15 protein-coding genes are annotated in these 14068 nt (G+C 66.2%); 2 read left to right on the top strand and 13 right to left on the bottom strand.

Features of this window, described 5'->3' with window-relative positions; genetic code table 11:
• Window positions 1–15: 15 nt before the first annotated feature.
• The gene (locus ACESLR_RS05840; protein ID WP_373024236.1) at window positions 16–1104 is read right to left on the bottom strand and encodes a PA0069 family radical SAM protein; all 1089 of its coding nucleotides are present in this window, start codon (window positions 1102–1104) and stop codon (window positions 16–18) included.
• Window positions 1101–1475 carry a DUF1992 domain-containing protein gene (locus ACESLR_RS05835; RefSeq protein WP_373066786.1) on the bottom strand — a complete coding sequence of 125 codons (375 nt, stop codon included), beginning with the start codon at window positions 1473–1475 and terminating at the stop codon, window positions 1101–1103. The genes ACESLR_RS05840 and ACESLR_RS05835 overlap by 4 nt, the downstream gene beginning before the upstream one ends.
• Window positions 1476–1577: 102 nt before the next feature.
• Between ACESLR_RS05835 and ACESLR_RS05830 the strand changes: the two genes are divergently transcribed.
• Window positions 1578–3545, top strand: coding sequence for a putative bifunctional diguanylate cyclase/phosphodiesterase (locus ACESLR_RS05830; protein ID WP_373066782.1), 1968 nt, complete (start codon window positions 1578–1580; stop codon window positions 3543–3545).
• An 18-nt stretch (window positions 3546–3563) separates the two neighbouring features.
• On the opposite strand, the gene ACESLR_RS05825 is transcribed toward ACESLR_RS05830, so the two are convergent.
• The 6 genes from ACESLR_RS05825 to ACESLR_RS05800 form a co-directional block, all read right to left on the bottom strand.
• Complete coding sequence (locus tag ACESLR_RS05825; RefSeq protein ID WP_373024239.1) at window positions 3564–4043, bottom strand: hypothetical protein; 480 nt, start codon at window positions 4041–4043, stop codon at window positions 3564–3566.
• Between the two features lie 74 nt (window positions 4044–4117).
• Window positions 4118–5152 carry a dihydroorotase gene (gene pyrC / locus ACESLR_RS05820; protein ID WP_373024240.1) on the bottom strand — a complete coding sequence of 345 codons (1035 nt, stop codon included), beginning with the start codon at window positions 5150–5152 and terminating at the stop codon, window positions 4118–4120.
• Window positions 5153–5209: 57 nt separating this feature from the next.
• Window positions 5210–5467 (bottom strand): DUF167 domain-containing protein, encoded by a 258-nt coding sequence (locus ACESLR_RS05815; protein ID WP_373024241.1) that lies wholly within the window; start codon window positions 5465–5467, stop codon window positions 5210–5212.
• Window positions 5468–5475: 8 nt separating this feature from the next.
• Window positions 5476–6222: a class I SAM-dependent methyltransferase gene (locus tag ACESLR_RS05810; protein ID WP_373024242.1), complete on the bottom strand. Its 747-nt coding sequence runs from the start codon at window positions 6220–6222 to the stop codon at window positions 5476–5478.
• A 70-nt stretch (window positions 6223–6292) separates the two neighbouring features.
• A complete protein-coding gene (locus tag ACESLR_RS05805) occupies window positions 6293–7321 on the bottom strand; it encodes a hypothetical protein (RefSeq protein WP_373024243.1) in 1029 nt (342 codons plus the stop codon).
• A 136-nt stretch (window positions 7322–7457) separates the two neighbouring features.
• Entirely contained in the window at window positions 7458–8288 is an 831-nt protein-coding gene (locus ACESLR_RS05800; protein WP_373024244.1) for an alpha/beta hydrolase, read from the bottom strand.
• A 101-nt stretch (window positions 8289–8389) separates the two neighbouring features.
• On the opposite strand from ACESLR_RS05800, the gene ACESLR_RS05795 reads away from it, so the two are divergent.
• Complete coding sequence (locus tag ACESLR_RS05795) at window positions 8390–10588, top strand: RelA/SpoT family protein (RefSeq protein ID WP_373066778.1); 2199 nt, start codon at window positions 8390–8392, stop codon at window positions 10586–10588.
• Window positions 10589–10710: 122 nt separating this feature from the next.
• Here ACESLR_RS05795 and ACESLR_RS05790 read toward each other — a convergent pair whose 3' ends face one another.
• The 5 genes from ACESLR_RS05790 to ACESLR_RS05770 all read right to left on the bottom strand — a co-directional run.
• Window positions 10711–11103 (bottom strand): flagellar protein FliT, encoded by a 393-nt coding sequence (locus ACESLR_RS05790; protein ID WP_373024246.1) that lies wholly within the window; start codon window positions 11101–11103, stop codon window positions 10711–10713.
• Between the two features lie 50 nt (window positions 11104–11153).
• Window positions 11154–11561, bottom strand: a complete 408-nt coding sequence (gene fliS, locus ACESLR_RS05785) for a flagellar export chaperone FliS (RefSeq protein ID WP_373024247.1) — start codon at window positions 11559–11561, stop codon at window positions 11154–11156.
• Between the two features lie 45 nt (window positions 11562–11606).
• The gene (gene fliD / locus ACESLR_RS05780) at window positions 11607–12962 is read right to left on the bottom strand and encodes a flagellar filament capping protein FliD (protein WP_373024248.1); all 1356 of its coding nucleotides are present in this window, start codon (window positions 12960–12962) and stop codon (window positions 11607–11609) included.
• A 462-nt stretch (window positions 12963–13424) separates the two neighbouring features.
• Entirely contained in the window at window positions 13425–13850 is a 426-nt protein-coding gene (locus ACESLR_RS05775; RefSeq protein ID WP_373054640.1) for a flagellar protein FlaG, read from the bottom strand.
• 77 nt (window positions 13851–13927) lie between these two features.
• The coding region (locus tag ACESLR_RS05770; RefSeq protein WP_373066809.1) for a flagellin at window positions 13928–14068 on the bottom strand (141 nt) is incomplete at its 5' end.

Below are 14068 nucleotides of genomic sequence, written 5' to 3'. Positions count from 1 at the left end.
ACCGTGCCACCTTGCTCAGAACAGGTCCATCTGGCCCTCGACACGATCCTTTAGCGGCCGCGCCGGTGGCTGGAACTGACCGCAGTCCAGTTCCACGAGGCGCCCGGCCAGCCCCTCCCGCCGCCGGGCCAGACGGAAGCGCTGGCGCAACAGCTCGGCGTAGGCGCCGGCCCCGCGCATCCGATGGCCGAAGGTGGAGTCATACAGCTTGCCGCCATGCGCCTCGCGCAGGCGCTGCAGGATGTGATCGGCCTTGAGCGGATGATGATGGCGCAGCCAGTCCTCGAACAGCGGTGCAACCTCGCGCGGCAGACGCAAAAGCACATACCCGGCCGCCACCGCACCGGCCGCCGCACCGGCTTCCAGCAGTGTCTCCAGTTCGCCATCCGTCAGCACGGGTATCAGCGGCGCCACCAGAACGCTGACCGGCACCCCCGCCGCGGTCAGCCGCTCGATCGTCTCCAGGCGCCGCTGCGGGGCCGCCGCCCGCGGCTCCAGATGGCGTGACAGGCTCCGGTCGAGGGTGGTCAGCGAAACGGCGACCTGGACCAGCCCGCGTTCCGCCATCGGCGCCAGCAGGTCCAGGTCACGCTCGACCAGGGCCGACTTGGTCACGATCGACACCGGATGCCGAGTCTCGGCCAGCACCTCCAGGAGCTCCCGCGTAATCCGCCATTCGCGCTCGACGGGCTGGTAGGCATCCGTGTTGATGCCCAGGGCCAGCGGCGTGACGCGGTGCGAGGGCCGCGCCAGCTCGCGCTGCAGGCACTCCGCCGCACCCACCTTGGCGAACAGGCGGCTTTCGAAATCGAGTCCCGGTGACAACCCCACGTAGGCATGTGCCGGTCGAGCAAAGCAGTAGGAGCAGCCATGTTCGCAGCCGCGATAGGGGTTCAGCGAGAGCTCGAATGGCACGTCCGGCGACTGGTTCCACGCCAGCACGCGGCGCGGGTGTTCGACCGTGACCTCGGTGCGCAGCGGTGGCGGGGCCTCACCGTCCCCCTCCCACCCGTCATCGAAGGGTTCCCGGCGGGTCGGCTCGAAACGCGCGTCCGGGTCCAGGGTCGCGCCGCGCCCTCTCAGGGGGCCATGGAGCGGGGTCATCGCGCCGGGCCGTCCATGCGCTCGCATAGCTGGCGAAAATAGCCGGACTCCGAGACCATCCCCCGGCCATGACCGCTGCGGTTCAGGCGATCCAGCAACACGCGCAGGCGCCGGGCGGCATGCTGGCGGGAGGCCTCGTCGTCCGCCGCCTGCAGCAGGGCCTCCACGGAGGCGATCTCGCCCCGGATCTGGACGACCTCGGGCACATAACCGGCGTTCTTCATCACCCGGTAGGCCATGCGCAGATCTTCCGGCACCGCGCTGTCGTCACCCAGTTCCAGGGGCTGGCCGCTGCCAGGGAGATCGTCGAACTCGCCCCGACGCGCCGCATCGGTCAGTTGCGCCTCGATTTGTGCCTCGGTCAGCAGCATCTCGTTCCCCGTAACTGCGGCGGCTCACCTACCCACGCATTGAGCCCTGGATGGATTTACCGTAATGTCCGGCCCTTCTGCAAAAGCCCCCTCACGGAGCCGATGGCACTCACCCAGGGAGACAAACCGTCGGCGCCCTCCATGCATGCCCTCGCACCGGCCCGGGAGGCGCTGCGGGCGGACCCGCGCTTCGACACCTACCTGACCCGGCAGATTCCGGTCCTGGTGGCATTGTCGCTGCTGCCGGGGCTGGGATATATCCTGCTCGGCGCCTTGCACGGGACGCTCACCGCGGCCGCGTCCTGGTACACCGTGATGGCCGCCGCTTCACTGTGGGGGCTGCAGCTGTACTGGCGCTACCACCGATCGCCACTGGCCCCCGAGCAACGCATCCGATGGCGGCTCCGGCTCACGCTCTTTCTGTACCTCTACCTGGCCTTGTGGACCGTGATCTTCCTGGTTTTCGTCCGCCTGGATTCCCAGAACCTCCACTATATCGCCATCTTCACCCAGATCGGCGCCACCACCGTGGTCGCGGCCCTCCTCTATCCGGCCCCCTGGGTGTTCCGGCCGCTGATCCCCGCGATGATGGTCCCGCTGGCGATCTATTTCCTGTTGATCGGGGAATGGTACGGGTACATCCTGGCGGCCTTCTCGGCGACCCTGGCCCTGGTCCTGTACTACGCCGCAAGCAGCAGCTTCGGTCTGCTGCGCGACAGCCTGCACCAGGCCTCGCACGACGCCCTCACCGGCCTGAACAACCGCGCGGCCTTCATCGAGCACCTCGACGAGAGCCTGGAGGTACTGCAGCACCACCGTCAGCATTCCTTCCTGCTGCTGATCGATCTCGATCACTTCAAGACGGTCAACGACCTGCTGGGACACGACATCGGGGACGAGCTGCTGAAGTCCGTGACGCGCGACTTCGCCAACGCCCTGCCCCCGGGCCACCACCTCGCCCGCCTGGGCGGTGACGAGTTCGTGATCGTCGCCCCCGGCAAGGGCGACCGCCAGACCTGCGAGCGCGCCGCCCGCCGGCTGGCCCGCTCGCTCCTGCAGGTGGTGAAGACGCCCTACATCATCCGCAGCCACCACCTGCACGTGAGCGCCAGCATCGGGATCCGCCTGATCGAGCCGGAGCATCCGGTCGACTCGCATCAGCTCGTGCGCGAGGCCGATATTGCCATGTACGAGGTCAAGGAAAGAGGCCGTGACGGCGTGGTGGTGTTCAGCGAGGAATTGTCACAAGCAGTAGAACGACACCTGCAGATCGAGCGTTGCCTGCATTTCGCGCTGCCAAGTCGCGAGATCGAGGTCCTGTTTCAGCCGCAGACGGACGCGACCGGGAAGATCCGCAGCGCCGAAACCCTGATCCGCTGGCACAGCGCCGAACTCGGCCCGGTTTCACCCGCGGAGTTCATCCCTATTGCCGAGCAGACCGGCTACATCAGTGAACTGGGCGATGCGGTCATCGCGCGCGCCTTCCAGGCGCTGCGCGACTGGGACCGCGCCGGGTTCCACCTGGAGCAGCTGGCCATCAACATCAGTCCGCGCCAACTGGTCCACCTGAACTTCGTGCCTCGCATGCAGGAGCTCATCGGCCGCTACCTGGGCCGCGAGCATGCCCACCGCATTACCCTGGAGATCACCGAACACGTGGTGGCCGAGGATACCGATCGCGTCATCCATATCATGCAGGCCCTGCGTCGCATGGGCCTGCGCTTCTCGATGGACGACTTCGGGACGGGCTTTTCCTCTCTCAGCTATCTCAAGCGCCTGCCTTTCGACGAACTCAAGATCGACCGGAGCTTTGTCCATCAGGTGGACCACGACGCCGACGACCAGGCCATGGTACGCACCATCTGCGACATCGCCCGGCAATTCCAGCTCACGGTCGTCGCGGAGGGAGTCGAGACGGACGCCCAGTACCGGTGGCTGGCGAGCCATGGCGACCTGCATTTTCAGGGGTACCTGTTCGCCCGTCCCATGGACGCGGATACCTTTTTCGAGCACGTCCGGGGCGAACCCGAATCCCTGTCCGTTCCCGACCGGGCGCACCCGGCCGTTTAGGAAGCGGAGCCGCCCGGCTCAGGCCCCACCCGTTGCGGCCGGCACAACCCAGAGTGTCAGCGACAGCAGGATTCCCGTGAGACTCACGCCGATGATGGGCAGCATCATCACCCCGGCCAGGGCCTCGCGCCGAAACAGGCGCATGGCCATTCCGGCCAGGGTCAGCGTCCACCCGATCGCCACAAAAAACGCCAGCGCGTTCAGTTCCGCCCGCCACGTCAGGATCAAGGCGACCGGCAGAGCGAGATTGAGGATCACCACTCCCATTTCCTGGCTGCCCGCGGCGCGCCCGGCGGACAGCGCATAGGCATAGGCCGCCCAGACCATCAGCAGGCCAAACCCGAGCGCGCCGGCCGCCGGCGAACTGAGCGGCGCCCGCAGGACCGCCGCACCCGCGGGCTCCAGACCGACCCCCAGGGCGATAATCAGCAACGCCACTCCGAGACTGATCGCCATCCAGAACCACAGGGTTCCGCGTTGCACGTTGGGTTCCGTCATGCCGGTGTCCTCGTCCTGTCCCTTGTCTACTACCCTGCTGACCGTACCCGCTGTGTCGGGTTCGATTCTGCCCTTTATTGAGCCAGCTGCCAGGCGATGGACTCGCCCGCGCGCAGGGGCACGCCCGGATCATGCCCGAACAGCACCGCTTCGGGTACGGTCCACGGGGCGCGTTCCAGTGTCAGGGTGTCGGCGTTGCGTGGCAGCTTGTAGAAATCCGGCCCGTAATGGCTGGCAAAGCCTTCCAGCCGATCCAGCGCATCCGCCGCCGCAAAGGCTTCCGCGTACAGCTCGATGGCTGCGTGCGCGGAATAGATCCCGGCACAGCCGCAGGCCGATTCCTTCGCGTGGCGCGGATGCGGCGCACTGTCGGTCCCCAGGAAGAACCGTGGGTGCCCGCTGGTCGCGGCCTCCACCAGGGCCTTGCGGTGACGCTCGCGCTTCAGGATCGGCAGACAGAAATGATGTGGCCGCATCCCGCCGGCGAACAGCGCGTTGCGGTTGTAGAGCAGATGCTGGGGGGTAATGGTGGAGGCGACGTGTTCCGGCCCGTCGTGGATGAACTGCACGGCGGATTCGGTGGTGATGTGCTCCAGCACCACGCGCAGCTCGGGGAAGTCCCGGATCAGCGGTTCCAGGTGGCGCTCGATGAACACCGCCTCGCGGTCGAAGATGTCCACGTCCGGATCAGTCACCTCGCCGTGGATCAACAGCGGCAGGTCGACCCGCTGCATGGCCTCGAACACCGGGTAGCAACGGCGGATATCGGTGACCCCGCTGGAGGCATTGGTCGTGGCCCCGGCCGGGTACAGCTTGACCCCGTGGATGAACCCGGAGGCCTTCGCCGCATCGATCATCCCCGGGGTCGTGCCCTCGGTGAGATACAGCGTCATCAGCGGCTCGAAGTCCGCCTCCTCCGGCAGCGCCGCCAGGATGCGATCGCGGTAGTCGGCCGCGGCCTCCACCGTGGTCACCGGTGGCTTCAGGTTGGGCATGATGATCGCGCGGCGGAAGCGGCGCGCGGTATCCGGCAGCACCGAGGCGAGGACGTCGCCGTCGCGCAGGTGCAGGTGCCAGTCATCCGGTCGGGTCAGGGTCAGGCGGTTCATCCGTAGTTCCCTTCACGGGGGCTCGTCGAACACGAGCCGCATCACAGTCATGAGTCATCAGGATAACGCGCGGTGCAACTCGGACTCGGTCCAGCCCTCCACCGCCACGGTTTTGCTGCGCGAGGTCGCGCCGGCGACCACCTCCACGGCCGACTTCGGGCAACCCAGTTCGGCCGCCAGCAACGTGATCACGGCCTCGTTGGCGCGGCCTTTCTCCGGCGGGGCCTGTACCTTCAGCTTGAGGGTCTCTCCCATCCACGGGCCGAGGGCGTTGCGCCTGCTGCCCGGGGCCACCTTCACCTTCAGCCGGGCCATGGGGCGATCTACCTGGCCGGGCGCGTCGCCATGTAGGCACTGAACACGCCCAGCTGGACGTCTCGCTGCACGTCCTCGAAGCCGACCGAGCACAGGGTGTCCTGGATTTCCTCCGGGGGCACGCACTGGTCGATCGTGTCCCAGAAATACCGCATCAGCAGGTGGCCGTCCGGGTCGCGGGTCAGCACCTTGCCGACAAACGGCACGAAATCGCGAAAGTAGAACCGTGCCAGGGCGAACTGGCGCCGAGTGCGCGGCCGCGACACCTCGAGGATCGTGCAGCGCCCACCCGGCTTCAGCACGCGAAAGTACTCGCTGAACAGCTCGTGCAGGTCGCGCACATGACGCAGCCCGTACCCCATGTACAGACGGTCGTACTGCTCGTCCGGCAACGGCATCTGCTCGCCCAGGCTCTGGATGAAGGTGGCATCCATCTTGGTTCGGGCGATATCCATCATGCCGCGGCTCGGGTCGACGCAGGTCAGGTGATCGTCGCCCACCACCTTGCGGATCTCCTCCGCGACCGGCCCGGTCCCCGTGGCGACATCGAGCACGTTCATCCCGGCCGCGAGCCCGGAGTTCTTCAGGACAACGCGGCGGTACGCCTGGCCGGTGCCAAAGAAGCCCACCCGCAGGATGCGGTCGTAATACGGGGCGGTCCGGTCAAACAGGTCGTCGACGTAGGCGCGGCGGCTGGCCTCGTCCGTGTAGTAGTCCTTCAGGACCGGGTGCGGCTTCCGTGTGCTTGGCTGCATTGTGTGTTCTCCCTGGCAGGGGACCGGTGACCACCTCTCGCGGCAGCCCGCCCGGCCCGGAATCAATCCGTCATGGTATTTCGAGTGTCTCCGTCAGCCGTTCCGAGTACAGCCCCTCGATCTCCACCAGCAATTCCTCACGGCAGATATCGCCGTGCAACAACAGCCAGGGTACATCGTGGCCCAGGCGTGCCCGCAGATGGGCCGCGGCGGCCGGCGTGTCGGCAGCACGCCGCAGGTAGACCTTGAGCGCTGACAACTCCCGTGGTGCATCAGCGCGGACGGGATGGTGCGTCGCGGCCTCCTCTAGCAGCACCCCGATGTTGCGCAGGCTCTCGTCGATCTGCGCCCCCAGATCCCCGACATGCCGACTTTCATGCCCCACGATACTGGCCGTTCCGGAGATAAACAGCTCGGCGGCCTGCGGCCCCGACTGCCACAGGCTGGCACGCGCAAACGAAGGGCTGCGAGGGCCATACTGGCGCGGATAGCGGTAGGCACTGACCTGGCGCGGATTCTCGATACGGGCCGCGGCCTCGCGCGTGGCAATAAAGTAGATCAGCAGCCCGTCGGAATGCGTACCGATCGCAGTGGCCGCCGGCAGGATGCGTTCGTACGCCGGCAAGGCCTCGAAGACCCGCGCGCGCCCGCTGCAGAACCCGCGATAGCGTTCCTGTCCGCCAACCGCATGATTGATGGCGGGAAGATAGTTCCACACGCGCACGAGGTACTTGAAACCCAGCGCCCCGCAGGCCGCCAGGATCTCCCGATAGGCACGCTCCGTCACCGGATCCGGGTCGTCGTTGGCGTCCATCGGCGCGGCCCAGCACCCCACCAGGCAGTCGTCGCTGCGCAGGTACGTCAGCGCCCCTTCGACGCCGGTCTCCCCGGCGGCACCTTCCGGCAGGGACCAGCACTCCACCCAGCCCGAACCATCCCCGAGCGGTTCCAGGCCCACGCGGATCTCCAGGCGCCCGGCCCGCGGCTCGACGCCACTGGAACCGCCAAAGCGGATCACGACGGGCGCCGCGCCACAGGCGGGGTCCTCATCACGACGGTACGTGACCGTCAACGGGCTTTTTGCAGTCGGTTCGATCATTCCGTCGCACCAGGAGCCGCTGCTCCCCATGGGCATCCATTCCGGCCGGGAGAGCGGCGCAGTCTACCAATCTCCCACGATGGAGACACGGCATCTGTGCGCCCCCCTGGATTTCGGGAGATCCTCGGGCTCCACCTCACGGCTCGGGGAGCGACAGGCCCGCATCGAGCAGGAAGTCGCGCAGGCCGTCGCTGTAGGCCTCTCCGGTGGCCAGAAAGGCGTCGTTGTGGCCCCCTTGCATCTCCAGCAGGCGGGCGTCCCCCGCTGCCGCGTGCAGCCGTTCGGCCTGCTCGAACGGCACGATCTCGTCCTGCGGGCTATGGGCAAACAGAATCGGTGCCGTGATCGCGTCGATGCGACCCAGGGTGTCGTATTCGTGGCGCAGGAGCGCCCGCACCGGAAGCCAGGGGTAGTGGCGCGCCCCGAGATCCGCGGCGGAGGTGAAGGCAGACTCCAGGATCACCGCTGCCGGCTCCACGCCGGTGGCCAGCTCTGCCGCCACCGCCGCACCCAGCGACCGACCAAACACCACGATCGCCTCCGCCGGGATCGAGCGCTCCTCTGTCAGGTACTGCCACGCGGCGCGGGCATCCGCATAGGTCCCCGCCTCGTCCGGACGCCCCGCGCTGCGGCCATATCCCCGGTAGTCGATGATCAGCACCGCCAGACCCAGCTCGTGGAATTGCTGCAGTGAATGCAGGCGGTGGCCGATGTTGCCGGCATTGCCATGCAGGAAGAGCAGCACGGGGCTGTCGCCTTCCGGACCGGGCAGGAACCAGCCATGCAGGCGGACGCCATCTCCGCTCACCAGCTCGACGTCCTCGTAGTCCAGCCCGATGCGCTCCGGTGTGCTGGTCACGTTGCTGGAGGGCAGGTAGAACAAGCGGTCCTGGGTGAGAAAGATCAGCCCCGTCATCAGGCCATACCCCAAGCCCGCGAGCCCCAGGATCCTGAACACGTTGACCATCCCCCGATCCTGACCCTCGACTCGGCCTCGCGCAAGCCTCTCGCCGGCCTGCGCGGACCGGTACAATGCCCCGAACGGTCTCGCTGGAACATCCCCGCCCCATGCGCCATTCGCTGCTCACCAATACCGACCTGCAGGGCCTCGACCGCGACGCGCTACTGCGCCATTTCGCGGGCAACCAGTCCCAGGACGACGCCACCGGCCTGCAGCTGGCCGAGGCGCTGGATCGCGCCCTGGAAGCCGTCGATGCCGCCGGTCTCGAGTCCCATCCACTGGACGTGGCGGAGATCCTGCGCCACCTCAACGTGGATCGGCAGACGCTGATCGCGACCCTGCTCGTGCCCGTGTATCTGGCGGACCTGCTCAAGCCGGCCGACCTCGAGCAGCGCTTCGGTGCCGCGATTGCCCGGCTGACGACCAACGTTGCGGCGCTGGTCCGCCGCCGTTTCGAGGCCCCGGCCGGGCGTCCGGAACAGGCCGAACGCCTGCGCCGCATGCTGATGGCCATGGTCGACGACGTGCGCGCCGTGCTGATCAAACTGGCGTTCCGCGTCCAGCACCTGCGCCTGCTGGTGCGGGAACCGGATGACAGCGCACGCGCCCTCGCGCAGGAAACCCTGGACGTCATCGCCCCGCTGGCCAACCGCCTGGGCGTCGGCCAGCTCAAGTGGGAGATGGAAGACCTTGCCCTGCGTATCCTGGAACCGGACACCTACCGCGAGATCGCACGCGGTCTGGAAGAAAACCGAACCGAACGCGAAACCTACGTGGAGGACTTCGCAAAAACACTGAAGGACCGGCTGCAGGCCGAGGGCATCGAGGCGCGGGTCTTCGGGCGGCCGAAGCACATCTACAGCATCTGGAAGAAGATACAGCGCAAGCGTACCTCGCTGTCCGAGCTGTACGACCTGCGCGCCACCCGCGTGATCGTCGACCAGCTGGCCACCTGCTACACCGTGCTCGGCATCGTGCACAACGACTGGCGCCACCTGCCCAGCGAATTCGACGACTACATCGCCAATCCCAAGGACAACGGTTACCAGTCCCTGCACACCGCCGTGGTCGGACCGGAGGGCAAGGTCGTGGAGGTGCAGATCCGCACCCGCGAAATGGATGACTTCGCCGAGCTCGGGGTGGCCGCGCACTGGCGTTACAAGGAAGGCGGGCGCGAGGATCAGGCGCTCAACCGGGCCATCAACAACCTGCGCCAACTGCTGGAGGCCGCCGACAACAACGACCAGAACCTGCTCGACGAGATTCAGAGCGAGCCGCTGCACCAGCGCGTGTTTGTGCTCACACCCCAGGGCGAGGTGCTGGATCTATCCCAGGGCGCGACCCCGCTGGACTTTGCCTACGCAGTCCACACCGAGGTCGGCCACCGCTGCCGCGGGGCCAAGGTGGACGGTCACATCGTCCCGCTCACCTACAAGCTGAAATCCGGCGAACGCGTCGAGGTCCTGACCACCCGCGAAGGCGGCCCCAGCCGCGACTGGCTCAACCCCAACCTGGGGTATCTCAACACCGCCCGCGCCCGCTCCAAGGTCCGTACCTGGTTCCGCCAGCAGCACCAGGACGAACACCTGGCCACCGGAAAGCACCTGTTCGATCGCGAATGCCACCGCCTGGGCTGCGGCCAGGACCTCGACCGCGCCGCCCTGGCCGAGGCGATGAAATACCAGACCTTCGACGAGCTGCTCGTTGCCTTGGGCGCCGGCGACATCACCACCACCCAGATTGCCGGGCGCATCGCCCAGCAGATGCGGGAAGCCCGGGGCCGCGAACTGCCCCCTAGCCGTCCCGCGCCGCAGCGCCCGCGCCGCCACGATGGCGAAGCGAAAGAAGACGATATCAAGATCCGGGGCGTCGGCGGCCTGCTGACCACCCGGGCGCGCTGCTGCAACCCCCAACCCGGGGACCCCATCATCGGCTTTATCACCCGCGGGGCCGGCGTCTCCGTCCACCGCAGCGACTGCGTGAACATCCTGCACATGCCGGAGGAAAAGCGCGGCCGCCTGATCCCCGTCTCCTGGGGCGAGGAACCGGAACGCGAACCCGTCACCCTGGAGGTGGATGCCCACGACCGCCCGGGCCTGCTCGGCGAGGTCGGCAACGCCTTCTCCGAATGCGGCATCAACCTGCTGCGCGTCAACACCCAGACCAACCGCGAAGACCGCAGCGTGCGCATGGAACTCGAGGCCGAATTCAGCGACCTCGGCGAACTCAGCAACCTCTTCGACCGCCTCCAGTCCCTCAGCAGCGTCCAGACCGTCCGCCGCCTCCCGCCCGCTGCTCCCACGTAGACATGTAGGAGCCCAGCCCTCTGGGCGATCCGGGCCTGTCCAGTGCCGCATCGCCGAGAGGGCTCGGCTCCTACAGGTCCAGGGCCACCAGAGGGTGTAGGAGATGCGAAACGGGCTGGGGCCTAACCCTCGGGCTGCCCCGGACCGGTGCGCATGGAATGGCGGCGGGTCGTCTCGTAGGCGCTCGTGGCCTTGCGGCCGGACTTCAGTTCACGGATCTGCTGGGCGACCTCGCCGCGCCGCTGCGAAAGCTCCTTCACCGAGCTTTCGTAGAAACGGGCCAGGTCCTCCAGCACGGCCCGCAGTGCGGCCCCTGAATCGTCCCGCAAGGGGACCGGCTCGCGGCCAAAGGCACGCTCGACCAGCGCGCGTGCCTGCCGGTCCAGTTCCTGGAGTTCTTCCCAGTCCTCGTCGGCCACGGCGCGCGCCATGTGCGCGCGCATCGCCTCGACCGCGTCCTCGAGCGTGGCGTCACCCGGGTCGGTCCCGTCATTCGTATTCAGGGCACCGGTCATCGGAGAAGGCCCGGCTTGCAACCAGAGGAAAATGCCATCGATCGAGTCCGCTAGCCCACGCGGCGCTGTTCGGCCGGGATCTCGTCCCAGCCCGCCTTGATCTCGCGCAGCAACCTCGCCACCTCGTCCAGCGCCGCGGTGTCGTTCTGTGCATTCGCCTCGAGCATGCGGCGGCTCATGTACTCATAGAGCGCATCCAGATTCCCGGCCAGCTCGGCATTGTGCTTGTGATCCAGTACCGCGCGCAGCGACTCGACAATATCGATCGCCTTTCCGATCTTCTCGCCCTTGAGCGCGACATTGCCCTGTTGCATCGCACCCCTGGCGACGGCGATCCGCTCCAGTGCGCCCTCGAAGAGCATTTGGATCAGGCGGTACGGGTCTGCCACCTGGGCCTCGGCCAGTGCCCCCGACTGCCGGTACTGGTTCACCGCTCGATTCATGCCCGGTCCGTACATGCGTTGTTCTCCGTTATCTGTCCGCCCAACCCGGCGCGCCTATAATCAAGAATTGTTTTGGGCCAGCGGCATGTTCGCCAGCTGCCCCGTCAGATAATCGCCCGTGTTCTGCATCTGCGCCACTGCACTGTCCATGCGCGAGAACTGGCCCACCAGGCGCTCCTCCATTCGCTCCAGGCGTGTGTCCAGGTTCTCGCGCTGCTGATTGATCCGTTCCAGGTCGTTGCGCAATCCATCCGTGCGCGTTCCGATCAGCCCGTCGGGACCGACGAAGCTACTGGTTACCTCTTCCATTCGCCCACCAATCTCGCGCACCACCTCGGATACATTTTCGAATCCGTTGTTATCCACGGCCTGGTTGAAGCGACCGGTATCGAACGTCAGGGTGCCATCGCGATTGGATACGATCCCGAGTTCCGCAAAGGTCTGGACATTGGCGTCCGGCACGTCCGCCGGGTTCATCAGGGCGTCGCCGAGGCGACTCCGGATACCACGAACAGTGCTGTCACCCGTGAGAACCGAAGACTCGTCCTCTTCCGGGTCGAAAGCCGTAAGTTCTCGGGTCTGCCCAACCAGCGAATTGTACTGGTCCACGAAGGCTTGAAGGGCATCCCTGAGTTCCCCCTGATCCTCACTGACCGATACTGTCGCCGGACTTGCGGATGTCCCCGTCAGTTCGATATTCAGGCCTTCGATGGTGTCATCAAGGGTGTTACTGGAACTGGTGACGGTCAGACCATCGACTACCGCTTCGGCATCCTGGGCCGCACGCGTTTCCACCAGGTTGTTTCCATCCAGGCGGGACAGGCCACTGCCAGCAGGGTCCTCGGTGGCGCTGACGGAGATCGTGTTATCCGCCCCGGTTTCGTTTGCATTCAGCACCAGACGAGCCCCGTTCCCGTCATTGACGATCGAAGCGGTAACACCGGCTTCTGACTCGTTGATCGAGTTGCGCAGATCGCGCAGCGTCTGGCCCTCTTCGACGTTGATGGTCACGGCACTGCGGTCGCCCACCTGAATCTCCAGCTGGCCGGCACCCACCTCGGCGTCGCTATCGGCAAAATCGCCAGGCGCGGAGGCCAGGGACTGGGCCTGGGCCAACTGATTCACCTGCAGGGAGAAATTCCCGTTCGCAGCGGTGCCATCGGCAGTCACTTCGGCAACACTCGAGTCCGAGACGGACGCCGATTGCGAGAGTTCGAACCCGGAAAGTTCCTTGAGCGCGCCATTCAACTGTTCGATACCGCTACTTAGCCCACCGTATGCGGAAATCTGCGCCTCAATACGCTCCTCGCGCTTATTGAAACGCTCCTCCTTCGGGACGCGCTCCGAGTTCAGGAGGTCGCCAACGATCTGATTCAGATCGAGTCCCGATCCAACACCCAATGAACTGATAGCCATGGTCTTTCTGCTCCTCGGTGCCCGACGTCTCGGACCCTTTGCACGTGCGATATATCACTTAACGACAGACTAGCCCAAATCTTGAGCTCCCCGCAGCAAAAGCTGTCGAAATCCGCATGCCACCCCTGGGTCGATGCACCGGTCAATCGCGTCATTGCGCGCGCAGCGAAGCAATCTCCAGAAGCTGGCACCCATCCGCCAATCGAGTCTGCCCACGGTATCCCGCGCCCTGGTCCGTCAGCCCGGAAACGACGAAGCCGTTATCCGGGATCTCCCCCGTCTGACGAAGCGAGGCGGCCAGGTGCAGCCAGCGTCCGGGATCCCGGCTCTTCGCTGCGCTTCGGCCGGGATGCCCAGGAAGTGGTTCCGTAACAGATTCGATGCTCCGCGCAACAAAAAAAGCCGGACCCGCTACCGGACCCGGCTCAACTGAACATCACGCTTGCAGCTCTACGACAGCCGTCAGGCCTTGTCCGCCAACCCCGTGCCGCCAAGCTCCTGCTCGGTCTGGAACTGTTCCACCAGGGCCAACACCGCCTCCGGTGGAATCTGGCGGATCACCTCTTCGCGTTCTCCGTCCATCACCGTAATCACCGTGCGGCCACTGCTCTCGTCGACACTGAACTCCAGTGCCCGCTTGGTGGATTGCAGATAGGAATTGATCGACTCGACCACCTGGTTGACCTCGGCCATGTCCATGGCCTCGATCGCCGGTCCCGCGGAACTACGAGCCGTTGATTCCGTATTACTGTCCGCACGAACCACGGCCTCCTGCCGGCTTTCGCCACGAACAAGACCCGCGCCGGATCCAGGAGCCCTGGCCCCCTCGCCCCCGCGCGGGTTCACTGCAACCAGCGGTGATGTGATATTCCCGATTCCATCACTCATCTCGCTGTCCTCATCAGGGAGGGTGGATGGCGCTCTCGCCGCCACCCACCCTCAACCAGAAGCCCGTGTGATCGAGCTTACTGCAGCAGGGCCAGCACGTTCTGCGGAACGGCGTTGGCCTGCGACAGCACCGACGTACCCGCCTGCTGCAGCACCTGGCTGCGGGTCAGCTCGGCGGTTTCGGCCGCGAAGTCCGCATCCTGGATCCGCGAACGGGC

This window comes from Thioalkalivibrio sp. (assembly GCF_041685615.1).
Classification (GTDB): Bacteria; Pseudomonadota; Gammaproteobacteria; order Ectothiorhodospirales; family Ectothiorhodospiraceae; genus Thioalkalivibrio.
Note: the sequence above shows the minus strand (reverse complement) of the source record. Positions and strands in the feature narration are given on the sequence as shown.